Raw genomic sequence first — 19,950 nt, 5'->3', positions numbered from 1 at the left:
GCGTCGGCCGCCCGCGTCGGGCGGCTCTCTCGCCTCAGTCGTCGCCGAGGCGTCTGGCCTGTTCGCTGAGCACGAGGAAGGCGATCGCACCGACGAACGCGACCGCGAATCCCAGGACCGCGCCGTCTCCGACGCCGGCGTAGTGCGCGAACAGCAGCGGACTCGTGCTCACGCCGAAGAGACCGATCCCGTACCCCACTCGGTCGACGCGGTCGTCGAACCGCGGCGCTTCCGAGAGCAGCGAGATGTCGAACGCGAGGTAGAAGTACGCGGCCCCGGCGTAGACCGCGGCGGTTCCGAGGGACGTGGGGGCGGTCGGAACGATTCGGTGGACGCCGAGTCCGACAAGCAGGCCGACGACGACCGCGAGCGGGAGGGCGCGTTTCATGGGCGCTCGGTTCGACGCGGGCCGGCAAAAGCCCGGCGTCGGCACGAGACGACCGAACGGCGAGATACGAAACGATCGGAAAAACGGGTGTCGCGGGTCAGTACTCCTCGTACGCCAGGTTCATCATCCACTGCGAGAAGGCGTCGGCCTGCGCGTCGACCTCCTCTTCGCCGATGAACGGCGAGAGCATGTCGCCGGCCATAAGCAGCGAGAAGTCCAGGTCGCGCGGGGCCGGCTCCAGGTAGTAGGTGTTGTGGCCGTCGTAGACGGTGTCCTCGCGCTGGATCACTCCGGACTCTTCTAAGGATTCGGCGATGCGGCTCCCCTTCCGCGAGGAGACGTCGAGTTCCTTCCAGAAGTCGCTCTGGTGGATCCCGCCGGTCTCGCGGATGAGTTCGAGACCGGCGCGCTCGTCCGCCGACAGCTCGGACTCGATTTCGGACGCGCTCATGGTTTCACACGCCCCCCGAATCGCTTAAAACTGGCTTTCCGGTCGGACCGCCCTCGACGTCGCCGCGTCGCCTCATCCGCGGGAGAGCGCGAAGTCGACCGGCAGCGACACCGGTTCCGCGGGCGTCTCGCAGGGCGGGCCGTCGGCGTACGCGACGGCGGGGTCGTCGCCCGTCCGAATTCGGGTGAACGACCGCGTGCCGAAGTCGTCGCCGTGGAGACAGGCGCCGTACTCGTGGTCGGCGAGGACGTCGCTCGCGCGGTCGAGCCACGACGCGCCCGACTCGCCCGGCTCCGGGACGAGCGTCGCTGCGATCCGCCTGGCGCTCTCGGCGCGCTCCTCGCCGAACTCCCGTCGCCGCTCGGGGACCGCGAACCGCTCCGCGCCGTTGACCACGCCGCCGACGTTGCCGACGACGTGGACGCCGGGGTCGAGTCGGGTCGCGACGAGACCGCCGTCGTACGCGAGCAGGAACGCCGCCCGCTCGTCGGCCAAGACGAGATTGAATCCGTCGTACGCGCGCTCGGCGAGCTCCCGCTCGACCGATCGGACCGCCTCCTCGGCGGAGGCGGCCCGCAGGCAGTCGCGGACGAGCAGCCCACGGGAGCGGTCCCCCTCGCGGTCGGCGTCGAGCCACCGGTTCGTGACGGCGACGACGAGACCGCCCTCCGAGACGCCGATCCACGTGCCACCGGCCTCGGCGTCGCGCGGGGCCACATACCGGACGCTACCTGCTCCGTCGCCGCCGGCGTGGCCGCTATCGGTCTCGTCGCCGCGCAACGCCGGCGGTTCGCTGGGACGGTCGAGCGCCTCGTCGCGGGTGGCCGCGAGCGCGACGGGGGCGTCGCCGAACGTCCGCCACGCGAGGGTCAGGGTACACACGCCCGCGAGTACGCCCCGAGCGACTGAAAACTCCACGGAGGATCCGCCGCCACAGTTTACTCAGAATAAAAGAAATCTTTTGGTCACTGGCCGCCTGAGTCGAGATATGAACGCGATTGCCGTCTACGAGGGGGACGACGAACCGGTCGTGACCGAGAAGCCGCGACCGGAACCGGCGCCCGGCGAGGCGCTGGTCCGGACCCTCCGGGTCGGCGTCGACGGGACCGACCACGAGGTCATCGCCGGCGGACACGGCGGGACCCCCGCGGGCGAGGACCACCTCGTGTTGGGTCACGAGGCGGTCGGCGTGGTCGAGGACCCGAACGACACGCCGTTCGAGGTCGGCGACGTCGTCGTCCCGACGGTGCGCCGCCCGCCCAACGGCGCCAACGAGTACTTCGCGCGCGGCGAACCCGACATGGCGCCGGACGGCGAGTACCACGAGCGCGGCATCGTCGGCGCGCACGGCTTCATGGCTGAGTACTTCACCAGCCCCGCCGAGTTCCTCGTCGAGATCCCGCCGGCGCTCGCGGAGTGGGGGTTCCTCGTCGAGCCGGTCTCGATCGCCGAGAAGGCGATCGAACACGCGTACGCCAGCCGGTCGGCGTTCCACTGGGAGCCGGAGTCGGCGCTGGTGTTGGGCAACGGGTCGCTCGGACTCCTGACGGTCGCGACCCTCGACGAGGAGTTCGACCGGATCTACTGTCTCGGGCGACGCGAGCGCCCCGACCCGACGATCGAGATCATCGAGTCGCTGGGGGCGACGTACGTGAACTCCAACGAGACGTCCGTCCCCGAGGTCTCGGACGCGTACGAGCCGATGGACCTGGTCTTCGAGGCGACCGGCCACGCGCCCCACGCCTTCGAGACGATCGAGGCGCTCGCGCCCAACGGCGTCGGCGCGCTCCTCGGCGTCCCGGGCGACTGGGAGTTCGAGATCGACGGGGGCCGGCTCCACCGCGAGTTCGTCCTCCACAACAAGGCGCTCGTCGGTAGCGTCAACTCCGGGTACGGTCACTTCGAGTCCGCGATCGAGTCGCTCTCGGGGCTCTCGGAGGAGTTCTTCGGCGATCTCGTGACCGGCGTCCACGGGCTGGACGAGTTCGAGGCCGCGTTCGCGGATGACGACACGACTATTAAAACGGCGGTCGAATTTGCCGCGTATGAAGAACGTTGACGACCTGATAGACAGCGCCGCCGAGCTCGCGGAACACGGTCTCTCGAAGGGCGAAATCGCCGACGAACTGAACGTCTCCCGCGAGACGGCGAGCTGGCTGGTCGAGCGCGGCGGCGGGTCGGACGCCGCCGACGCGACCGCGGAGACGACCGCGTTCGCCGACATCCACGTCGACTGGTCCGCGCTCGGCCGCGACTCGACTCGCCTCGGCTACGCGGCGAGCGCGATGGCCGACCTCCTGGCCAAACAGGGCGAGGAGGTCGACCTCACCGTCGGTATCGAGAAGGCCGGCGCGCCGCTCGCGACCGCGGTCGCGGACCGGCTCGACACCGACCTCGGCACGTACGCGCCCGCGAAACACCAGTGGGAAGAGGGCGACATCGACGAGCAGGGGGGCGGCTTCTCGCGGAACTTCGCCGCCATCCGGAACCGCGACTGCTACGTCGTCGACGACATCATCACCTCGGGGACGACGATGCGGGAGTCGATCGACGCGATCCGCGAACAGGGCGGCGAGCCGGTCGCGTGCGTCGTGCTGGTCGACAAGAAGGGGTACGACGAGATCGACGGGGTGCCGGTGTACTCGCTCGTCGACGTCGTCCGCGTCGACCGCGAGGAGTAGCCGAGACGCGAGCCTCGCGACCGGTCGGCCTCGCTTCTGTCCTCCCGGTCCCCGTGCGGAACCCCTTTGCCTCGCCGTCGCGTACGCGCCTCCATGACGTTCAGTCCCGAAGCCGACGCCGACCCCGAGGAGATCGACGAGCGCGTCGAGACGGTTCTCGCCGACAACGACGTGGTGCTGTTCATGAAGGGGAACCGCCTGATGCCGCAGTGCGGCTACTCGAAGCGCGCCGTCGAACTGATCAGCCAGCACGTCGAGGAGTTCGAGACGGTCGACGTGCTGCCCGCGCTGCCGCAGTACCGCGAGGCGCTGGAGTCGCACAGCGGCTGGGAGACGATTCCGCAGACGTTCGTCGACGGCGAGTTCGTCGGCGGGAGCGACGTGCTCGCGGAACTCGACGAGCGCGGCGAGCTCGCCGCCGAGCTGGGCGCCGAGTGAGGCCGCCTCACGGTGTCGGACTCGCACACCGGCGGTTGCGAGCGGTACCCGATCCAAGGGTCTCGAAGGGCAGGCCATATAAACCCACGGTGCCTACAGAGGATAGAAGCAGTCGTTGCCGCTGCCGCCGCGACCACCGGTTCGACCCCACCGCTTTCCACAAACAATGACAGGCCGCGTGTTCAGACTTCATTCGACGCTCGAACTGCCACTCGAAGACGTAGAGACGTACTTCGACGAAGATCCCGACCTGCCGCCGGAGATCGACGATATCGACATCACGCGTCGAAACAACACACTCATCATCAAGGCCCTGTCCGACGACGAGTCGATCAGCAAGTACACGCCCACGGCGCAGCTGAAGGCGTCGGTCACGGAGACCCGCGTCTGGGAGGAGGAGCCGCCCCGCGCCGGCGGCCCGCAGTGGATGGACGACGAGGAGGAGGAGATCCCCTCGGAGCTGGTCGAGTTCGCCTGCTTCAAGGGCGACCGCGAGACCGTCCTCCAGAACTCCGCGCTCCAGTACCCCATGTTCCTCGTGCTCCGCGAGATCGCGACCCTCTCGGAGAAGGGGACGCTGACCGCGATAACCGAGGAGGACGGCGAGCTCGAAGCGACCCGGATCGTCGAGGGCGAGCGGCGCCCCGCGAGCATCGAGGTCGTCGAGAGCCCGCAGGGGGCCGGCGAGGGCGACGGCGGCGTCAACTGGCGCGACAACGACTTCATTTCGGACTGAAGCGACGCGCCCGCCACGCGCGTCACGCGCCTGCCCCGCCGCCCGCCACGCCCGCCTCCGCCGCCTGCCGCGGCCGACCGCCGACCCTTTATCCGCGCGATACCCTCTTCCGGTCATGAGCAACTGGGTGAGCCTCTTCTCCGGCGGGAAGGACTCCTCGTGGGCGCTGTACCGCGCGCTGGAGGAGGGACTCGACGTCTCGCGACTCCTGACCGTCCACCCCGCCGGCGACTCGTACATGTACCACACGCCGGCGACGGAGCTGGCGTCGCTCGCGGCCGAGAGCGTCGGGATCGACCTCGTCGAGGTGTCGCCCGCGGACTTCGGCGCGGACGACGTCGACGACGCGGGCGCGCAGGGCGACGCGGAGTTGGAGCCGATGGAGGCGGCGCTTCGGGAGATCGCCGCCGAGAGCGACGTGGATCTCGCGGGCGTCACGGCCGGCGCGGTCGAAAGCGAGTTCCAGACGAACCGCATTCAGGGGATGTGCGACCGGCTCGGGATCGATCTGTTCGCGCCGCTGTGGCAGGAGGACCCGGTCGAACTCGCGGAGGCGATGTTCGACGCCGGCTTCGAGATCCGGATCGTTCAGGTGGCGGCGTACGGACTCGACGAGTCGTGGCTCGGCCGCCGGTACGACGCGGCCGCGCTCGACGACCTGCTCGCGCTCCGCGAGGAGTACGGCGTCCACCCGCTCGGCGAGGGCGGCGAGTTCGAGACGTACGTCGTCGACGGCCCGCACATGGACCGCCGCATCGACCTGGCCTACGACGCGGTGTGGGAGGGGGACCGCGGCCACGTCGAGGTCCGGGACGCGTCGCTGGAGTAGTCCGTCGCTCTCGTCGAGATCTCGCCGGAACGCCTACGCTACGGCCAGTTTCCGGCCTGATCGTACGCGTCCACGATCCGGCCGATCCCGACGACGTACGCCGCGGTCCGGAGGTTGTGAACCTCGTTCGACTCGTAGGTGTCGACCAGCGTGTCGAACGCCGCCGTGATCACGCGTTCCAGCTCCTCGTTGACGCGCTCCTCGGTCCAGCTGAACCGCTGTCGGTTCTGGACCCACTCGAAGTAGGAGACGGTGACGCCGCCGGCGTTCGCGAGGATGTCGGGGACGACGTGGACGTCGCGCTCGGCGAGCACGTCGTCCGCGTCGGGCGTGAGCGGGCCGTTCGCCGCCTCGACGATCAGGTCGGCGGCGACGTCCGCCGCGAGGTCGCCGTCGACCGCGTTCTCCAGCGCGGCCGGGACGAGGCAGTCGACGTCGAGCGTGAGCAGCTCGTCGTTCGTGATGTCGTCGGCGCCGAGGTAGCCGGTCACCGACCCCGTCTCGGACTTGTGCGATTTCACGTCGCTGGGGTCGAGTCCGTCGGGGGCGTGGACGGCACCCGAGGAGTCCGAGACCGCGACGACCGTGGCCCCGAGGTCGTCGAGCAGCGCGGCCGCGACGGAGCCGGCGTTGCCGTACCCCTGAACGGCGACCGTCGCGCCCGCGAGGTCGCGGCCGAGCCAGTCGAACGCCTCGCGGGCGGACAGCGCCACGGAGCGGCCGGTCGCCTCGACGCGCCCCTCGCTGCCGCCGGAGTCGATCGCCTTCCCCGTGATGACGCCGGGCGCGGTGGTGTTCTCGAGGGTCTCGTAGGTGTCTTTGATCCAGTTCATCTCCCGCTGGCCGGTGTTGACGTCCGGCGCGGGGATGTCGCGGTCCTCGCCGATCAGGGGGCGCAGTTCGGTCGCGAACGCGCGGGTGATGCGCTCTAACTCGTCCGCGGAGTAGTCGGCCGGATCGATCGCGATACCGCCTTTACCGCCCCCGTACGGGATGTCGACGACGGCGCACTTGTACGCCATCCAGCCCGACAGCGCCTTCACCTCGTCGCGGGTGACGCCCGGGTGATAGCGGATCCCGCCCTTGTACGGGCCGCGGTCGCCGTTGAACTGCGAGCGGTACGCGCGGACGGTCTCCAGCGAACCGTCGTCGCGCTCGAACGTCAGGTTCGTCTCCAACACCCGCTCCGGGTTCTTCAGCCGCTCGATGACGCCCGAGCCGGCGTCGACCACGGCCGCGGCGTCGTCCACCTGCTCGCGCAGACTCTCGAACGGATTCGCCTCAGAAGACATACCCTCACGTGCTGGTGGCCGGAGGTTAATTGTGACGGACGGCCCGGGTCGTCCGCGCGCCGAGCGCCGTCACCGGCCGCCCTCAGGGGCGCGGTCGCCGTCGGCCGCGCGGTCGAGGATCCGCTCCGCCTGTGCGATCAGCGGCGCGTCGATCATCTCGCCGTCGACCTCGAAGACGGCCCGCCCCTCGCGCTCCGCCTCGTCGCGCGCGTCGAGGACGCGCGCCGCCCACTCCACCGCCTCCGGGTCCGGCGTGAACGCCTCGGTGATCGGTCCCACCTGCGCCGGGTGGATCGCGAGCTTCCCGTCGTAGCCGAGCCGCCGGGCGAACGCCGCGTCCTCGCGAAGTCCCGACTCGTCCGAGAAGTCCGTGTACACCGTGTCGAGCGCGTCGACCTCGGCCGCGCTCGCCGCGAGGACGACGTGTTCGCGGGCGTACAGCACCTCCGTCCCCTCGTCGGTCCGTGTGGCGCCCACGTCGGCGGCGAGGTCCTCGGCGCCGAAGGCGACCGCGTCGGTCGCGTCCGCGGCCGCGATCGCCTGCGCCGAGAGGACGCCCGCCGCGGTCTCGACGAGCGCGAACACTGCGAGGTCGCGATCGCGCTCGGCGCACAGCGCGGCGACGCGCTCGACCCGGTCGGCGGACTCGACCTTCGGGAGCATCACCGCGTCGAGGCGGACGCCGCCGCTCCCGGTCTTCCCGCCGGCCTCGTTCTCCGCGCCGGTCTCGTTCTCCGCGCCCGTCTCTCCCTCCGAACCCCCCTCGTCGCCCGCGTCGCTCTCCAACACACCGTCGAGGTCGGCCGTGGGCGACTCGGCTGTCAGCCGGACGCACACCTCCGCGTCGGGGTCGAAGGCGGGATCCGAGAGCACCTCGTGGACCGCCGCCCGCGCCTCGTCCTTCCGGTCGGGGGCGACGGCGTCCTCGAGGTCGAAGCAGATCACGTCGGCGCCGGTCCCGGGCGCCTTCCGCATGAGATCGGGACTGTCGCCGGGCGAGAACAGCAGGCTTCGTCTGGCCATGTCGAGGCCTCCCCGCCGTCGGACATAAATCGTGGGCGTCTGGAGAGGATCGTTTATAAATGAACGACGAAGTACGGTGGCGCGTGCCTGCGAGCGGCCGCCCTCCGCGGCCGCGAAGCCAGCACGCGCGAGGGAGTCGGCCGGCTGGAGCGAAGCGGAGGCCGGCCGACGAGGCTGGGGAGGCGTGAGGTGCCGTGCGGAGCGGTGTGGGGCGGGACTCAAAGGGGCAGCCGGGAGGCGGGCGCAGGCGAAGTAAGGACCGCAACGAGGGAGCGAACGCAGTGAGCGGCCGAGTGAGGACCGCAGCGAGCGTGCGCCCGCCTCCCGGCTGGGGCTTTGGCGGTGGTCACTGCCGATCTGCTGGCGGGCATTTACGAACGATCGACTGCCTATCGGACGGAGTCACTACGAACGGTCCCCCAGTAAGGAGCGGTACCGATTTCACGCCGCCGGTCGACCGGAGGGCCATGTCCGGACTGTACTACGAGGAGTTCGAAGTCGGCGAGACGATCGAGCACGCGAAGCGACGGACGATAAGCGAGGCGGACAACCAGCGATTCTGCGACATGACGATGAACCAGCAGCCGCTCCACCTCGACGCCGACTTCGCCGCGGAGACGCAGTTCGGCGAGCGTCTGGTGAACGGGCTGTACACGATGTCGCTCGCGGTCGGGATCTCGATCCCGGAGACGACCGACGGGACCATCGTCGCGAACCTCTCGTACGACGGCGTCGAACACCCGAACCCGGTGTTCCACGGCGACACGATCCGAGCGCGCTCGACCGTCACCGACAAGCGGGAGACGAGCGACGGCGGGCGCGGCGTCGTCACCATGCGCGTGGAGGCGTTCAAGGTCGTCGACGGGGACGAGCACGTGCTCGTCTGCGAGTTCGAGCGGACCGTCCTCTCCGAGAAGCGGCCGGAGGGAGCCGAAGACGGCAAGAGCGACTGAGTCCGTCAGTCCCCCTCGCCGGCCAGCAACAGCCCGAGGTAGGAGGTGCGGACCTGCTCGTCCGCGTCGAGGTCGAGCCGGTCGAGCGCGTCGACCGCCGCCTCGCGCGCCGCGTCGACCTCGCCCTCCGTCTCGACGGCGCGCTCGATCTCGACGTACTCGTCCAGCCCGGTGACGGCGTCGAGCGTCACCGTGAACCCGTCGTACGACCAGAACTCCCGGCGCTTCTCGACCGTCGCGGCCGGTTCGAAGCCCAGCCCCGAGAAGACCGCCGCGAGGGCCTCACCGTCGTCGACGCCCGTCTCGTGTTCGGCGCGCGTCTTCGAGGCCTCGTCGAGGAGCGGTCCCTTGTAGGTGACCGTCGCCGCCGCGTCGGAGTCGTCTTCCGGCGGCGACTCCACGCCCTCCGCCAGCGGCGTTTCGCGCCGGATCCGGAGCGCCTCGTCGGTCTCGGCGAACTCGCGGTGCGGCGCGTCGTAGTAGGTGTCGCGCTGTCGGCGGGCGTCGACGCGCTCGGCGCCGGCCTCGCGGAGGCGCTCCCGCGTCGCGTCGAGTTCGGCCGGAACTTTGATCTCGACTTCGTACATGGCAGGGCGTGCGCCCGGCGCGTTCAAAAGGGACGCGGGACTCCACGTGGACCGGAAACGGACTGCCGAGTTCCGCGCGGCGGCGCGTCAACCGCCCAACCGCCGCTGTCTCCGGTTCGTCGGCGGCCTTCGGGCCGAACCGTGCTTCTTAAGGGTGTAACAGGTGACCTTCAGGTATGAGCGATCAGGAGCAAGCGGACGCGGCCGACGAGGCCGAGGAGACCGAGACCGAGACCGACGCAGACGGACTCGAAGACGGCGACTTCGTCCGCGTCGCGTACACGATCCGAACGGCCGACGACGATCGCGTCATCGACACGACCGACAAGGAGACGGCCGAGGAGGCCGAGATCGACGTCGACGAGTACGACTTCGAGCCGCGCATCATCGCGCTCGGCGCCGGCCACGTGTTCCCCTCCGTCGAGGAGGCGTTCGTCGGCGGCTCCGTCGGCGACGAGGGCACGGTCGACGTCCCCGCCGAGGACGCCTTCGGCGAGTACGACCCCGACGAGGTCGAGACGGTCAAGGCCGACAAGATCCCCGAGGACGACCGCTACCCCGGCGCGCAGATCCAGATCGACAACCGCCAGGGCCACCTCGAAACGATCATCGGCGGCCGCGCCCGCGTCGACTTCAACCACCCGCTGGCCGGCGAGGATCTCGAGTACGAGTACGAGATCCTCGAAGCCATCGACGACCGCGAACAGCAGGCCGCCGGCATGCTCGGTATGTACCTCCAGGAGGCGCCGGAGGTCCGCATCGAGACGGTCACCGAGGAGGAGGAGACCGTCACCGAGGACGACGACGGCGAGGAGACCGTCGAGACCGAGGAAGTCGAGAAGGACGTCCTCTACGTCACTGCGACGCAGGCGATGCAGATGAACCAGCAGTGGATGTTCCAGAAACAGCAGATCGCCCAGGACCTCATGAGCCGCCTCGACCTCGACCGCGTGGTCGTCGAGGAGGTCATCGAGGGCGGCGGCATGGGCGGTCTCGGCGGCATGATGGGCGGCATGGGCGGCGGCGCCGGCGACGTCGACATCGAGGAGGCGCTCGAAGACGTCGACGTCGACGCCGACGAGATCGTCGACGAGATCGACGAGGAGTAACCGACCTCGCCGTCTACCGGTCTTCGCATTTTTCCGTTTTTCGCGTCGCGCGGAGCGACCGCGTTCGGTCGGATCCGCGTTCGTCTCCGCCCGACGAGTCGATCCGACCGCCGAACAGATCCCTTTTGCCCGCCGACCCGTCCAGACAGGGTATGGAGATCGAACGGGCACGCGAGGACGCGCTCGTCGCCGCGGCCGCGGGCGCGACGACGGTCGCGGTCGCGCTGCTGTCGAGTTTCACCGGTCTCGTCTCGGTCGCGACGCTCCCGGCGCTGACGCCGCTCGCCGTCTACGCGCTGTACCTCTTCTCGCGGAAGGGCGGCCCGTACGGAGCGTTCGACACCGCGCGAAACTGGGCGATCGTGGCGGCCGCCGTAGGTGGCGTCGTGCTGGTCGTTTCCGCCGTAGTCTAACCCGAGAACTGAGCCAGCCGCGAGGACGTTGGACCGATTCAGGCGATGTCGCGGCTCGTGTCGACGGCGACCTCGTCGGTGAGCTTTAGCTTCAGCGGCTCTTCGAGGGCGGCGCCGCCGCGGAACTTGGAAACGACGAGGCGATTCGCGATTTCGGTTCCGGTGACGGTGGTGCGGAGATCGAACACGACGTCCGCGACCTGTTCCGTGATCCGCCTCGTTCGGGGATCCTCGCCGCCGCGAAGCGCGTGGAGCACCGCGACGCCGCCGGCGTCGTCGACGCGGGACCGGACCCCGTCGAGGAACTCGGCGTACGTCGACGGGGACGCGTCCGCCTCAAGCGGCTCCACGGAGTCGACGATCAGCGTCCCGCCTTCGGGGAGATCGTCGGTCAACGCCGCCGCTTCGTCGAGGTCGCCGGCGTCGTCCGTGGTCTCAACTGTCGTCTCCTCGTCCCCGTCGAGGCTGAGCGCCGCCTCCACCGCTCCGGCCGATCGAACGGTCGTCAGGTATCGACACCGGCGAATACGGGCGAATCGGTCCAGGATGAGCTCGGACTGACTGTCGGGATTCGCCTTCAACACGACGACGCTACCGCTCGGGAGCCCTCCGCCGAACTGTCGATCCAGCACCGAGATCCCAGTCGGAAGCGTCTCCATACGATCGCTGCCGCCCGTGGACGCTTGGGTCTGTCGGTGACGGCTCTCTCGGCCGACGACGGCCTCGCGGTCCGCCGTTCCGGAGCCGCCAGCCTCCGCGATCCTCACGCGACTTTCCATCCCGTCGCCGCCTCGGTCTCGCCGAGCCGCCGGGCGAGGTCGTCGTACGCGCTCCGGACGCCCGGGTCGGACAGCGGGGCGGCCCCACCGTCCGGAATCGCGCCGAGGACGGGACAGTCGAGCAGCGCCGCCACCCGGTCCGGCACGCTCGCCTCGCCGATCACGACCACGCCGACCGGCGGACAGCCGAGACGGCGGGCGATCGCCGCCGTCTTCGCGGCGTCGCGGAGCGCGGCCCGCCTGAGCGGCGTCGCGATCAGCGCCCGGTCCGCCGCTCGCAGGGGCGCGGCCACGTCCGGCGACGCGCCGGCCGGACAGTCGAGCAACACCGGCGCTTCGTCCGGCGTCGCGCCGTCGAGCGCGTCGAACGTCGCGTGCGCGTCGACGGACCGCGGCGAGTCGGGGGCCGCGAGGATCGTCGGCTCGGAGCGATCCGGGCGCACTCGATCGGTTCCGCGAGCCGCGTCGAGGATCGTTCGTGCCGCCTCTCCGGTGGCCCGCGGTCCGGTTCCGGCGGACGCGGAGTCCGCCGCGGTTTCCGCGGCCAGCCGCGCGAGATTCGGCAGATCCCAGTCGGCGTCCGCGCCGACTACGGGAGCGCCGCGCCGCGAGAGCGCGCGGGCGAGCCCGAGGGTAGTCGTGGTCTTTCCGCTTCCGCCCTTGCCGCCGGCGACGGCTATCACGGCGGGCGTGAGTCGGTATCGCTTATAAGGAGTCAGCCGCGATCGCCGTCCGGCACCGGCGGCCGGTCGGACGGCCACGCCAGCGAGCGCTGACGACGGTTTAGTCCTGACAGCAGCCGCCGGCCTCGCCGCCGAAGTCGACGGCGAGCGGCTCGGAGATGGCTTCATTGACGGCTTCGAGGGTGTCTTCGAGCTCATCTTGCGCGTCGAGGTACTCGCTCATCACGGGCATCGAGTGGAGTTCGTCCTGCGCCTCTTGGACGCGCTGAAGCCCGTCGTTCGTCGCCTGCCCGGTCTGACGGGCCTGCATGAACTCCGCGCGCAACTGCTCGAACTCGTCGATCCGGCTTTGGACTTCCTCGTCGCGCTGGACCGCCGCTCTCGCCTCTTCGAACCGCTCGTACTCCGCGGTTTCGGCGATCCGCTCGCCGAGCTCTCGGCCGAGGTCCTCGATGGAGACCTGTTCGACGCTCATATCCGAACGTCGTGGCCGAGCCGTTTGAACCTGCCGGAGCCGGGGGTCGGAGTCGGCTTCCGACTCCCGTTACCGAGCCTGCGACTCGACGAACTCGACGACCGCCTCGAGCTCTTGGGGACCGATACCGTGGCCGCCGGGGAAGCTCCCGTGGGTGACGGCGGCCTCAACGGCTTCGAGCCGCTCGACGGCGGCGCTCGTCCGCGAGTCGGGGATCACGCGGTCACCGGCGCCGGCGCCGACGAAGACGGGTTTCCCCTCGATTCCGTCGGGGTCGAGGTCGGCGTGTGACTCCGGGAGGTAGCCGTGTAGCGCGACGACCCACGCGTAGCGGTCGGGGTCCTCCAAGAGGAGCGAGAGGCTCGTGATCGCGCCCTGACTGAACCCGAGCAGCCCGATCCGGTCGGCGTCGAGTTCGTAGGCGTCGACCGCGGCCTCGACACTCTCGACTATCAGATCGAGGCTCCGCCGGAAGTCGGCGGCGTCGGGCTGGCTCGACTCCAGCCCGCCGGCCGAGAGGTCGAGTTCGTACCACGTGTACCCGCCCTGAAGCGGGTCCGGCGCGCGGAGGCTGACGACGTGGCGGTCGTCCGGCAGCTCGGCGGCGACCGGGAGCAGGTCCTCCTCGTCGGCGCCGCGGCCGTGGAGGACGAAGACGGCGGGCGCGGGCTCGCCGTCGGATCCGTCCTCGGGCGCGACGTGAACGTGTTCGAGCGGAATGTCGGTCATCGGTGCGCGATTGGCGAGGACGGCGGTTAGGTCCGTCGGCCGCGGCAGCGCGTCGTCACGGCGGCCGCCGCCGGGGGTCCGGTCGGCGTCGACGCCGTGATTTTATGGTTCGCTCGCACAGACGGTCAGCGTATGCGTCCCCGCTCCCTCCTCCTACTGGTCGCACTGCTCCTCGGCGTGACTGCCCTGGTCGCCGCGTCGCCGGTCGACGCGCGCGCACCGCCGACGCCCGTCTGCGGCGTCTGCGAACTGGATCGAACGACGGCGGACGGTCCCTCCGTGACCGCCGGCGAGAGTTCGCTGACCGTCACGCTCCACGGGAACGGGTCGACGACGTGGGAAGCGCGGGTCGACCTCGCGGCCGGAAGCGACGTGCTCGCGGCGAACGAGTCGCTCCGGCGCGCGGTCGTCTCGGACGCCGTTCGGGACGGAATCGCGGAGCCGAGAGACGTCGACTCGCGGGTTGACGGGGACGCGCTGGTGGTCGACTACCGCGACCCGAACGCCACGGAACGACACCTCGGGGCCGTGGTGTTCACGCCGCTGACGCCCGCGGCCCCTCGAAACCCGATCGCGATCGGCGGCGAGGGGTCGCGGTACCTCGCCGCCGACCGGCTCACCGTCCGCGGCGGATCCGGATGGGAAGTGCGCGGCGACGCCCCCGCGGCGGACTCCGACGGGAGTCTGGTCTGGTCCCGCGAAGAGGTCGAGCGCGACGACGCGCAGCGGGTGCCCCTCGACGTCGACCGGGACCCGGTCGCGGTCGAGGCGGGCGCGGTGCTGCCCGGCGTGCGGACGTGGTTCGCTCGACTGCTCACCGACGACAGCCTCTGAGACATCGGGACTGTGCGCCGATCGCGGCGGCCGCTCGCCGACGGTCCGACGGCCGCAGCCGACGGTCACGAACGTCTGGGACGAAACTCGGGGTCGAACGGGCCGTTTAACCGTCCTGCCACACAATTCGTTCGATATGAGCGGCTCCACGGAGGGCGATCTCACGAAAACGGGGATGGCCCTGAAACACGACCGCGAGTGGGACTACGAACTCGACCGGATCCTCGAGGCCATCGAGGAGCGCGACGCCTCGAAGGTCGGTCTCCAGTTCCCCGAGGGGCTCAAGCGCCGCGGCCCGAAGGTCGCCGACGACCTCCGCGAGGTCGCCCCCGACGACGTCACGTTCATGCTCTCCGGGCAGCCCTGCTACGGCGCCTGCGACCTCGACACGTACCTGATGCGCCGGACGGACGTGTTCGTCCACTTCGGTCACACGCCGATGAAGGAGTCCGACAGCATCGTCTACGTCCCCCTGTTCTCGAACGTCGACCCGTTCCCGATCATGGAGGACGCGCTGGAAGAGGAGCTGTCCCCGCCGGAGGAGGACGCCGACGTGGGCCTCGTCACGACGGCTCAGCACATGAACCGCTTCGAGGAGATGACGGACTGGCTGGAGGAGCGCGGCTACGAGGTTCACACCCGCCGGGGCGACGACCGCCTCACGAAGGAGGGGCAGGTGCTCGGCTGTAACTACGCCTCCGCGGACATCGACGCCGAGCAGGTGCTGTACGTCGGCGGCGGGAAGTTCCACCCGGTCGGGCTCGCGATGGAGCACCCGGACAAGCGCGTCGTCATCGCCGACCCGGTCAACAACGCCGTGTCGGTCGCCGAACACGACCAGTTCCTCAAGCAGCGCTACGCCGCGGTCCACAAGGCGATGGACGCCGAGAAGTGGGGCGTCATCTTCTGTACCAAGATCGGCCAGGGCCGCTGGGAGAAGGCCCAGGAGATCGTCGACAACAACGAGAACGCCTACCTGATCACGATGGACGAGGTGACGCCGGACCGCCTGCGGAACTTCGACATGGACGCGTTCGTCAACACCGGCTGTCCGCGGATCACGACCGACGACGGCCCGCGGTTCCACAAGCCGATGCTGACGCCCGGCGAGTACGAGGCCGCGATCGGCGAGAAGCCGCTCGACTCGATCGAGTTCGACACGTTCCACGACACCTGGTAAGTCGGCGCGAAGCGCGGTTCGCTTTTTCAGACTCCGTCGAACGCTTCCAGCGGTGAGATTACTTATAAACACCAGCGCGGCGGCGTGTACCGGCGAGCGGCCGCTCTCGGCGGCCGTGAGCCGCACGCGCGAGGTCGTCGGGCTTCGCCCGACTGCCAGAGGCGCGTCGCGCCTCGCTGTCACCGGACTCCGTCCGGTTTCAAGCGAGAGCTTCGCTCTCGCACTGTCGCCGGCGCGACGCGCCGGCGGCCAGAGAATCGAAGATTCTCGCTGGAGTCAGTCGCCCGGAGCGAAGCGACGGGCGACTGACGAGGCTGAGGAGGTACGAGGCTGCGGTGCTGGATGGGGATTTGGAGGCGTTCGTCGTCGTCGGGCCATCGGTTATCTGACTCTGTTACAATTCTCTGGAGACGATGTTTCTCCGTCATCAATCGCTCAGTACAGACTGAGAACAGATCGCTCGTACTGGAAATTCACGACGCGTCGAGTCGATCATAGAACGTCCTCGGTTCGACGATATCGATCCCACGGAACGAGTCGAGATCGAGCAGGTGTCCGTCGCCGGAGACGAGGTAATCGACGCCACCGGCGACGGCCGCTTCAAGGAACTTGTCGTCGTCGGGGTCCGCCTCAACAGCCGTGATGTCTTCCTGCGGATCGACGAACTCCGAACAGTATCGGACCAGTTCGACTTCTTGTTGTACCTCGTGTTCGCTCATGTGAAAGCGCTCTGGGTACTTGAGCAGCGTTTCACGGAACTCGGTGAGCGTTTCCACCGAAACGACGATCTGGTACTCGCGTTCGAATCCCTTGACGAGAAGTTCGTGTGGCACACCGGTTGCGATGACGCCCGAGATGAAGACGTTCGTATCCAGCACCGCCCTCATTCGTCGCTGCCCCGCGCCTCGTGGACGAGTCGAGTGACCTCGTCGAGAGACGTTTCGCCCGCGTCCGTCCGGTTTTCAACACGCTGTTGAAACTCTTCGATCGATGGGAGGTCGACTTTCTTCAACACGAGACCGTACTCCGTCGGGACGACCATGAGCTTCGTCCCCTGTTCGAGTCCGAATTGGTCTCTGAGTGTACTCGGGATCGTGATCTGTCCCTTCGAGGTTACCGTGGTTACTTCAGGCTCATCGGACGACATTGTATGTGTAAGAATTCCTTACGCAAGGGGTTGAATCTACCGGCCAATTCGCAGAGTCCATCTGCCGGCTGTTTCACTCGATATAATACCTAGGAAAATAGAATTCACCGGATCCCCCTTTCTGATTTGATCCCATCCCAACGCGTCGTCACGCCTCGTCCGGCGGGTTCAGGAAGAGACCGTCGACCACGAGGACGCCGGCCGCGAGCGACCCGCCAGCGACGGGGAGCGTGTAACCACGGACGACGAGCGACGCCGCCGCGTACGCGGCGCAGAACGCGAGCGGGATCGCGAGCAGGATGAGGTCGGCGCGCTCGATCCCGCCGAGATTAGCCGACTCGGCCCCCGGGTGCCGCCCGCTCATTCCATGTACCCCAGGTCCCGAAGTTTCTGTGCGATCTGTTTCGCCTCCGCCTCCGAGACCCCTTCGTCGGACTCCATCTCCTGGACGACGACGTGTTTCACGAACTCCTTGACGGAGCCGAACGGCTCGTCCTCGATGTACTCCTCGACGTCCGCGACGAACTCCTTCCGCAGCGAGATCGTGGTGTAGTCGCTCATTGACGAGTCCGTCTCGCTCCGGACTGATAAATCTTAATTACATCTAATTACACGCCGTCGCGGCCCGCGCCCCCGGATTCGTTCGGCTCGGTGACGGAGGGAATCGCGCCCTCGATCGCGCCGATCCCGCCGGATCCTCCGCCCTTTTGAGGGCGGGTCCCGTCGTCCCGATCGATGACGACGAACGACGCCCGGATCTCCACCACGCACATCGGTAGCCTGCCGCGACCGCCGGAACTGCTCGACCTGCTCACCCGTCGTCAGGACGGCGAGCCGGTCGACCCCGACGAGTGGGGCGAGACGGTCGCGGACGCGACCCGCGAGGTCGTCGACCGACAGGTCGAGACCGGCCTGGACACGATCAACAACGGCGAGCAGTCCCGCGTCTCGTTCAACTGGTACGTCGCCGACCGGCTCAGCGGTATCGACGGACAGCGCGAGACGGAGCTGTGGGCGGACCTTCAGGAGTTCCCCTCCTACGCCGAGGAGACGTTCAAGACCGACGTGATCGACCTCTCGAAACACCCCGTCGTCGCCGAGGCGGTCGAGTACACGGGCCGCGAGGAGGCGCGCGCGGAGGTCGACGCGCTCACGGACGCGCTCGCGGCCGCGGACCGCGACGTCGACGACGCGTTCATGACTGCGGCGTCGCCGAGCGTCGTCACCGCCACCCACGTTAACGACCACTACGACGACTACGACGAGTTCCTGTTCGCGGTCGCCGAGGCGATGAAGACGGAGTACGAGCTCGTCGCCGACGCGGGACTCACCCTCCAGATCGACGCCCCGGAGCTGCTGACCGTCGGCCACACCGCGGCGTACGCGGACGAGCCGCTGGAAGCCGCGAAGGACGCGACGCGGCTCCACGTCGAGGCGCTCAACGAGGCGCTCGCGAACGTGCCCGCCGAGCAGGTCCGGCTCCACACCTGCTGGGGCAGCTACGAGGGACCCCATCACTTCGACACCGACCTCGCCGGGATGCTACCGCTGATCTACGAGGCCGACATCACCGGACTCAGCGTCGAACAGGCGAACCCGCGCCACCAGCACGAGTACCGCGCCTTCGCGGAACACCCCCTCCCCGACGGGTGGACGCTCATCCCCGGCGTCGTCGACGTGAAGACGAACATCATCGACCACCCGGAGACGATCGCCGACCGGCTGGAGCGCGTCGCGGACGCGGTCGACGACGGGACCCCCCTCGTCGCCGCGCCCGACTGCGGCTTCGGCACGCAGGCCGGCATCGGGATGGTCGACCCCGAGATCGCGTGGGCGAAGCTGGAGGCGATGGTCGAGGGCGCCGAGATCGCGAACGACCGACTCGACTGATCCGACGCGAAACCCCGCCGGCGCGCCGGCTGCCGGCACTCAGTCCGATCCGGTGTCGTCGCGGTCGACGGCCCGCTCGACGTGCTCGACCGCCGCCGCGGGAGAGTCGACGGTCTCGATCCCGTCGACGACGTGGGTGTCGAGTCCGGCCACCGGGCGGCCCTGCGCGAGCGCGAGACCGATCTCCGAGAGGGTCCCGCTCGCGCCGTCGACCGCGACCGCGGCGTCGCCGTTCATCACGACGAGCGCGTTGCGCGCGTGACCCATGCCGGTTGCGATCGGGGTCGTGACGTGCGGGTTCGCGTCCTCGCGGTCGTCCGTCGGCAAGATTCCGATCGTCTCGCCGCCGGTCGCGCGGGCGCCGCGGCAGACCGCCGCCATGACGCCGCCGAGACCGCCGCAGACGACGGTGTGGCCGCGCTCCGCGAGCCGCTCGCCGAGGGTTTCTGCGACCGCCGCGGTCTCCGGACCGATCGAACCGCCGCCGATGACGCTGACGCGCATGGATCGACTCACGACGCCCCAGCGGGTAAATCGACCGGAGATCCCGCTTATCCCGGCACAGCGTGTCGTTTCGCGTCGATTCTCGCCGTTGAGACCGTCACTGAAACCCTTATCCCTGCCCGCCGCGAACGAAAGCTATGACGTACGATACCGTCGTGTTCGACAACGACGGTGTCCTCGTGGGCCGCACGCGCTTCGACGTGCTCCGGGATGCGACCCGGAACGCGTTCGAGGAGTGCGGCGTCGAGGAGCCCGATCCGGACGACGTAGAGCAGATGACCATCGGTGCGACCCCCGGCAGCGTCGGCACCGTCTGCCAGACGTACAACCTCGATCCGGGGTCGTTCTGGCGAACGCGCGACGACGTGGTCTCGCGCGCTCAACAGCAGGAGGCCCGCGAAGGGCGCAAGACCCCCTACGACGACCTCGACGAGCTACAGGACCTCGACGTCGAGATGGGGATCGTCTCGTCGAACCAGCAGGCGACCGTCGACTTCCTCGTCGACCACTTCGACGGGTTCGAGCGCATGGGCGCCGCGTACGGCCGCGAGCCGACGATCCACTCGCTCCAGCTGCGCAAGCCGAACCCGCACTACATCGAGCAGGCGCTCGGCGACCTCGACGCGGGTAACGCCCTGTTCGTCGGCGACAACGAGTCCGACGTGCGCGCGGCCGAGAACGCGGGGATCGACTCGGCGTTCATCCGCCGTCCCCACCGCCGCGACTGGGAGCTGAACGTCTGGCCGACCTGGGAGATAGAGAAGCTGGCCGACCTCCACGACATCGTGGAGTGAGCCGCCACGCTCCCCGTGCGTTCCGCCTTCCGGCA

At 69.1% G+C, this 19,950-nt stretch carries 27 protein-coding genes; 12 read left to right on the top strand and 15 right to left on the bottom strand.

Translation table 11 applies throughout. The features are described 5' to 3' along the window. Window positions 1-34: 34 nt before the first annotated feature. The 3 genes from J2744_RS07435 to J2744_RS07425 form a co-directional block, all read right to left on the bottom strand. On the bottom strand, window positions 35-388 hold the full coding sequence (locus J2744_RS07435; protein ID WP_209546204.1) for a hypothetical protein: 354 nt from the start codon (window positions 386-388) through the stop codon (window positions 35-37). Window positions 389-485: 97 nt separating this feature from the next. Further along, entirely contained in the window at window positions 486-839 is a 354-nt protein-coding gene (locus tag J2744_RS07430; protein ID WP_209546202.1) for a helix-turn-helix transcriptional regulator, read from the bottom strand. A 72-nt stretch (window positions 840-911) separates the two neighbouring features. Further along, window positions 912-1,721, bottom strand: coding sequence for an NRDE family protein (locus J2744_RS07425; protein ID WP_209546200.1), 810 nt, complete (start codon window positions 1,719-1,721; stop codon window positions 912-914). A 106-nt stretch (window positions 1,722-1,827) separates the two neighbouring features. Here J2744_RS07425 and J2744_RS07420 point away from each other — a divergent pair, with 106 nt between their 5' ends. The 5 genes from J2744_RS07420 (at window position 1,828) to J2744_RS07400 (ending at window position 5,523) form a co-directional block, all read left to right on the top strand. Then, window positions 1,828-2,898, top strand: a complete 1,071-nt coding sequence (locus tag J2744_RS07420; protein WP_209546199.1) for a glucose 1-dehydrogenase — start codon at window positions 1,828-1,830, stop codon at window positions 2,896-2,898. Beyond that, entirely contained in the window at window positions 2,885-3,520 is a 636-nt protein-coding gene (gene gfcR, locus J2744_RS07415) for a transcriptional regulator GfcR (RefSeq protein ID WP_209546198.1), read from the top strand. Before J2744_RS07420 ends, gfcR begins: the two co-directional genes overlap by 14 nt. Window positions 3,521-3,613: 93 nt before the next feature. Continuing rightward, entirely contained in the window at window positions 3,614-3,958 is a 345-nt protein-coding gene (locus J2744_RS07410) for a glutaredoxin family protein (protein ID WP_209546196.1), read from the top strand. 166 nt (window positions 3,959-4,124) lie between these two features. Beyond that, entirely contained in the window at window positions 4,125-4,694 is a 570-nt protein-coding gene (locus J2744_RS07405; RefSeq protein WP_209546195.1) for a DUF7110 family protein, read from the top strand. Window positions 4,695-4,809: 115 nt separating this feature from the next. Beyond that, on the top strand, window positions 4,810-5,523 hold the full coding sequence (locus J2744_RS07400) for a diphthine--ammonia ligase (protein WP_209546194.1): 714 nt from the start codon (window positions 4,810-4,812) through the stop codon (window positions 5,521-5,523). 38 nt (window positions 5,524-5,561) lie between these two features. Here the strand turns inward: J2744_RS07400 and J2744_RS07395 are convergent, their stop codons facing one another. Together J2744_RS07395 and J2744_RS07390 are read right to left on the bottom strand one after the other, a co-directional pair. Beyond that, entirely contained in the window at window positions 5,562-6,815 is a 1,254-nt protein-coding gene (locus J2744_RS07395) for a Glu/Leu/Phe/Val family dehydrogenase (RefSeq protein WP_209546193.1), read from the bottom strand. A gap of 69 nt (window positions 6,816-6,884) precedes the next feature. Continuing rightward, on the bottom strand, window positions 6,885-7,838 hold the full coding sequence (locus J2744_RS07390; RefSeq protein ID WP_209546192.1) for an HpcH/HpaI aldolase/citrate lyase family protein: 954 nt from the start codon (window positions 7,836-7,838) through the stop codon (window positions 6,885-6,887). 467 nt (window positions 7,839-8,305) lie between these two features. On the opposite strand from J2744_RS07390, the gene J2744_RS07385 reads away from it, so the two are divergent. Further along, complete coding sequence (locus J2744_RS07385; protein ID WP_209546191.1) at window positions 8,306-8,791, top strand: MaoC family dehydratase; 486 nt, start codon at window positions 8,306-8,308, stop codon at window positions 8,789-8,791. Between the two features lie 5 nt (window positions 8,792-8,796). Here the strand turns inward: J2744_RS07385 and cyaB are convergent, their stop codons facing one another. Next, complete coding sequence (gene cyaB / locus J2744_RS07380) at window positions 8,797-9,378, bottom strand: class IV adenylate cyclase (protein WP_209546190.1); 582 nt, start codon at window positions 9,376-9,378, stop codon at window positions 8,797-8,799. Between the two features lie 176 nt (window positions 9,379-9,554). Here cyaB and J2744_RS07375 point away from each other — a divergent pair, with 176 nt between their 5' ends. Together J2744_RS07375 and J2744_RS07370 are read left to right on the top strand one after the other, a co-directional pair. Then, window positions 9,555-10,487, top strand: coding sequence for an FKBP-type peptidyl-prolyl cis-trans isomerase (locus tag J2744_RS07375; protein ID WP_209546189.1), 933 nt, complete (start codon window positions 9,555-9,557; stop codon window positions 10,485-10,487). A gap of 152 nt (window positions 10,488-10,639) precedes the next feature. Then, window positions 10,640-10,900: a hypothetical protein gene (locus tag J2744_RS07370; RefSeq protein ID WP_209546188.1), complete on the top strand. Its 261-nt coding sequence runs from the start codon at window positions 10,640-10,642 to the stop codon at window positions 10,898-10,900. 38 nt (window positions 10,901-10,938) lie between these two features. On the opposite strand, the gene J2744_RS07365 is transcribed toward J2744_RS07370, so the two are convergent. From J2744_RS07365 to J2744_RS07350, 4 genes are all read right to left on the bottom strand, one after another. After that, window positions 10,939-11,559 (bottom strand): RAD55 family ATPase, encoded by a 621-nt coding sequence (locus J2744_RS07365; RefSeq protein ID WP_209546186.1) that lies wholly within the window; start codon window positions 11,557-11,559, stop codon window positions 10,939-10,941. Window positions 11,560-11,663: 104 nt separating this feature from the next. Further along, complete coding sequence (locus tag J2744_RS07360; protein WP_209546184.1) at window positions 11,664-12,362, bottom strand: MinD/ParA family ATP-binding protein; 699 nt, start codon at window positions 12,360-12,362, stop codon at window positions 11,664-11,666. Between the two features lie 100 nt (window positions 12,363-12,462). Next, window positions 12,463-12,837 (bottom strand): YlbF family regulator, encoded by a 375-nt coding sequence (locus tag J2744_RS07355; RefSeq protein ID WP_209546182.1) that lies wholly within the window; start codon window positions 12,835-12,837, stop codon window positions 12,463-12,465. A 69-nt stretch (window positions 12,838-12,906) separates the two neighbouring features. Continuing rightward, window positions 12,907-13,566, bottom strand: a complete 660-nt coding sequence (locus J2744_RS07350; protein ID WP_209546180.1) for an alpha/beta hydrolase — start codon at window positions 13,564-13,566, stop codon at window positions 12,907-12,909. Between the two features lie 132 nt (window positions 13,567-13,698). Between J2744_RS07350 and J2744_RS07345 the strand changes: the two genes are divergently transcribed. Both J2744_RS07345 and dph2 read left to right on the top strand, forming a co-directional pair. Next, entirely contained in the window at window positions 13,699-14,400 is a 702-nt protein-coding gene (locus J2744_RS07345; protein WP_209546178.1) for a hypothetical protein, read from the top strand. A gap of 136 nt (window positions 14,401-14,536) precedes the next feature. Then, window positions 14,537-15,580 carry a diphthamide biosynthesis enzyme Dph2 gene (gene dph2, locus J2744_RS07340; RefSeq protein ID WP_209546176.1) on the top strand — a complete coding sequence of 348 codons (1,044 nt, stop codon included), beginning with the start codon at window positions 14,537-14,539 and terminating at the stop codon, window positions 15,578-15,580. Between the two features lie 473 nt (window positions 15,581-16,053). Here dph2 and J2744_RS07335 read toward each other — a convergent pair whose 3' ends face one another. The 4 genes from J2744_RS07335 to J2744_RS07320 all read right to left on the bottom strand — a co-directional run bounded on the left by J2744_RS07335 (window position 16,054) and on the right by J2744_RS07320 (window position 17,288). Beyond that, window positions 16,054-16,467 (bottom strand): putative toxin-antitoxin system toxin component, PIN family, encoded by a 414-nt coding sequence (locus tag J2744_RS07335; RefSeq protein WP_209546174.1) that lies wholly within the window; start codon window positions 16,465-16,467, stop codon window positions 16,054-16,056. Continuing rightward, window positions 16,464-16,727 carry an AbrB/MazE/SpoVT family DNA-binding domain-containing protein gene (locus J2744_RS07330; protein WP_209546172.1) on the bottom strand — a complete coding sequence of 88 codons (264 nt, stop codon included), beginning with the start codon at window positions 16,725-16,727 and terminating at the stop codon, window positions 16,464-16,466. Before J2744_RS07330 ends, J2744_RS07335 begins: the two co-directional genes overlap by 4 nt. A gap of 148 nt (window positions 16,728-16,875) precedes the next feature. Beyond that, a complete protein-coding gene (locus tag J2744_RS07325) occupies window positions 16,876-17,091 on the bottom strand; it encodes a hypothetical protein (RefSeq protein WP_209546170.1) in 216 nt (71 codons plus the stop codon). Then, window positions 17,088-17,288, bottom strand: a complete 201-nt coding sequence (locus J2744_RS07320) for a hypothetical protein (RefSeq protein WP_209546168.1) — start codon at window positions 17,286-17,288, stop codon at window positions 17,088-17,090. The genes J2744_RS07325 and J2744_RS07320 overlap by 4 nt, the downstream gene beginning before the upstream one ends. Before the next feature lie 174 nt (window positions 17,289-17,462). On the opposite strand from J2744_RS07320, the gene J2744_RS07315 reads away from it, so the two are divergent. Then, window positions 17,463-18,617 carry a cobalamin-independent methionine synthase II family protein gene (locus J2744_RS07315; protein ID WP_209546166.1) on the top strand — a complete coding sequence of 385 codons (1,155 nt, stop codon included), beginning with the start codon at window positions 17,463-17,465 and terminating at the stop codon, window positions 18,615-18,617. Between the two features lie 39 nt (window positions 18,618-18,656). On the opposite strand, the gene J2744_RS07310 is transcribed toward J2744_RS07315, so the two are convergent. Then, a complete protein-coding gene (locus tag J2744_RS07310) occupies window positions 18,657-19,121 on the bottom strand; it encodes a TIGR00725 family protein (RefSeq protein WP_209546164.1) in 465 nt (154 codons plus the stop codon). Window positions 19,122-19,258: 137 nt separating this feature from the next. Here J2744_RS07310 and J2744_RS07305 point away from each other — a divergent pair, with 137 nt between their 5' ends. After that, entirely contained in the window at window positions 19,259-19,915 is a 657-nt protein-coding gene (locus J2744_RS07305) for an HAD family hydrolase (RefSeq protein ID WP_209546162.1), read from the top strand. Window positions 19,916-19,950: the final 35 nt, after the last annotated feature.

The organism is Halorubrum trapanicum (assembly GCF_017873555.1).
GTDB classification, from domain to species: Archaea; Halobacteriota; Halobacteria; order Halobacteriales; family Haloferacaceae; genus Halorubrum; species Halorubrum trapanicum.
This window is presented reverse-complemented; position numbering and strand designations above follow the sequence as displayed.

Bases quoted from the DNA above. Each gene is read 5' to 3' on its own strand.
- dph2 (WP_209546176.1), top strand. From the start codon at position 14,537: ATGAGCGGCTCCACGGAGGGCGATCTCACGAAAACGGGGATGGCCCTG.
- J2744_RS07410 (WP_209546196.1), top strand. From the start codon at position 3,614: ATGACGTTCAGTCCCGAAGCCGACGCCGACCCCGAGGAGATCGACGAG.
- J2744_RS07395 (WP_209546193.1), bottom strand. From the start codon at position 6,815: ATGTCTTCTGAGGCGAATCCGTTCGAGAGTCTGCGCGAGCAGGTGGAC.
- J2744_RS07345 (WP_209546178.1), top strand. From the start codon at position 13,699: ATGCGTCCCCGCTCCCTCCTCCTACTGGTCGCACTGCTCCTCGGCGTG.
- J2744_RS07390 (WP_209546192.1), bottom strand. From the start codon at position 7,838: ATGGCCAGACGAAGCCTGCTGTTCTCGCCCGGCGACAGTCCCGATCTC.
- J2744_RS07430 (WP_209546202.1), bottom strand. From the start codon at position 839: ATGAGCGCGTCCGAAATCGAGTCCGAGCTGTCGGCGGACGAGCGCGCC.
- J2744_RS07320 (WP_209546168.1), bottom strand. From the start codon at position 17,288: ATGAGCGACTACACCACGATCTCGCTGCGGAAGGAGTTCGTCGCGGAC.
- J2744_RS07400 (WP_209546194.1), top strand. From the start codon at position 4,810: ATGAGCAACTGGGTGAGCCTCTTCTCCGGCGGGAAGGACTCCTCGTGG.
- J2744_RS07350 (WP_209546180.1), bottom strand. From the start codon at position 13,566: ATGACCGACATTCCGCTCGAACACGTTCACGTCGCGCCCGAGGACGGA.
- J2744_RS07370 (WP_209546188.1), top strand. From the start codon at position 10,640: ATGGAGATCGAACGGGCACGCGAGGACGCGCTCGTCGCCGCGGCCGCG.
- J2744_RS07385 (WP_209546191.1), top strand. From the start codon at position 8,306: ATGTCCGGACTGTACTACGAGGAGTTCGAAGTCGGCGAGACGATCGAG.
- J2744_RS07335 (WP_209546174.1), bottom strand. From the start codon at position 16,467: ATGAGGGCGGTGCTGGATACGAACGTCTTCATCTCGGGCGTCATCGCA.
- J2744_RS07375 (WP_209546189.1), top strand. From the start codon at position 9,555: ATGAGCGATCAGGAGCAAGCGGACGCGGCCGACGAGGCCGAGGAGACC.
- cyaB (WP_209546190.1), bottom strand. From the start codon at position 9,378: ATGTACGAAGTCGAGATCAAAGTTCCGGCCGAACTCGACGCGACGCGG.
- J2744_RS07315 (WP_209546166.1), top strand. From the start codon at position 17,463: ATGACGACGAACGACGCCCGGATCTCCACCACGCACATCGGTAGCCTG.
- J2744_RS07325 (WP_209546170.1), bottom strand. From the start codon at position 17,091: ATGAGCGGGCGGCACCCGGGGGCCGAGTCGGCTAATCTCGGCGGGATC.
- J2744_RS07305 (WP_209546162.1), top strand. From the start codon at position 19,259: ATGACGTACGATACCGTCGTGTTCGACAACGACGGTGTCCTCGTGGGC.
- J2744_RS07365 (WP_209546186.1), bottom strand. From the start codon at position 11,559: ATGGAGACGCTTCCGACTGGGATCTCGGTGCTGGATCGACAGTTCGGC.
- J2744_RS07405 (WP_209546195.1), top strand. From the start codon at position 4,125: ATGACAGGCCGCGTGTTCAGACTTCATTCGACGCTCGAACTGCCACTC.
- J2744_RS07420 (WP_209546199.1), top strand. From the start codon at position 1,828: ATGAACGCGATTGCCGTCTACGAGGGGGACGACGAACCGGTCGTGACC.
- gfcR (WP_209546198.1), top strand. From the start codon at position 2,885: ATGAAGAACGTTGACGACCTGATAGACAGCGCCGCCGAGCTCGCGGAA.
- J2744_RS07355 (WP_209546182.1), bottom strand. From the start codon at position 12,837: ATGAGCGTCGAACAGGTCTCCATCGAGGACCTCGGCCGAGAGCTCGGC.
- J2744_RS07330 (WP_209546172.1), bottom strand. From the start codon at position 16,727: ATGTCGTCCGATGAGCCTGAAGTAACCACGGTAACCTCGAAGGGACAG.
- J2744_RS07435 (WP_209546204.1), bottom strand. From the start codon at position 388: ATGAAACGCGCCCTCCCGCTCGCGGTCGTCGTCGGCCTGCTTGTCGGA.
- J2744_RS07310 (WP_209546164.1), bottom strand. From the start codon at position 19,121: ATGCGCGTCAGCGTCATCGGCGGCGGTTCGATCGGTCCGGAGACCGCG.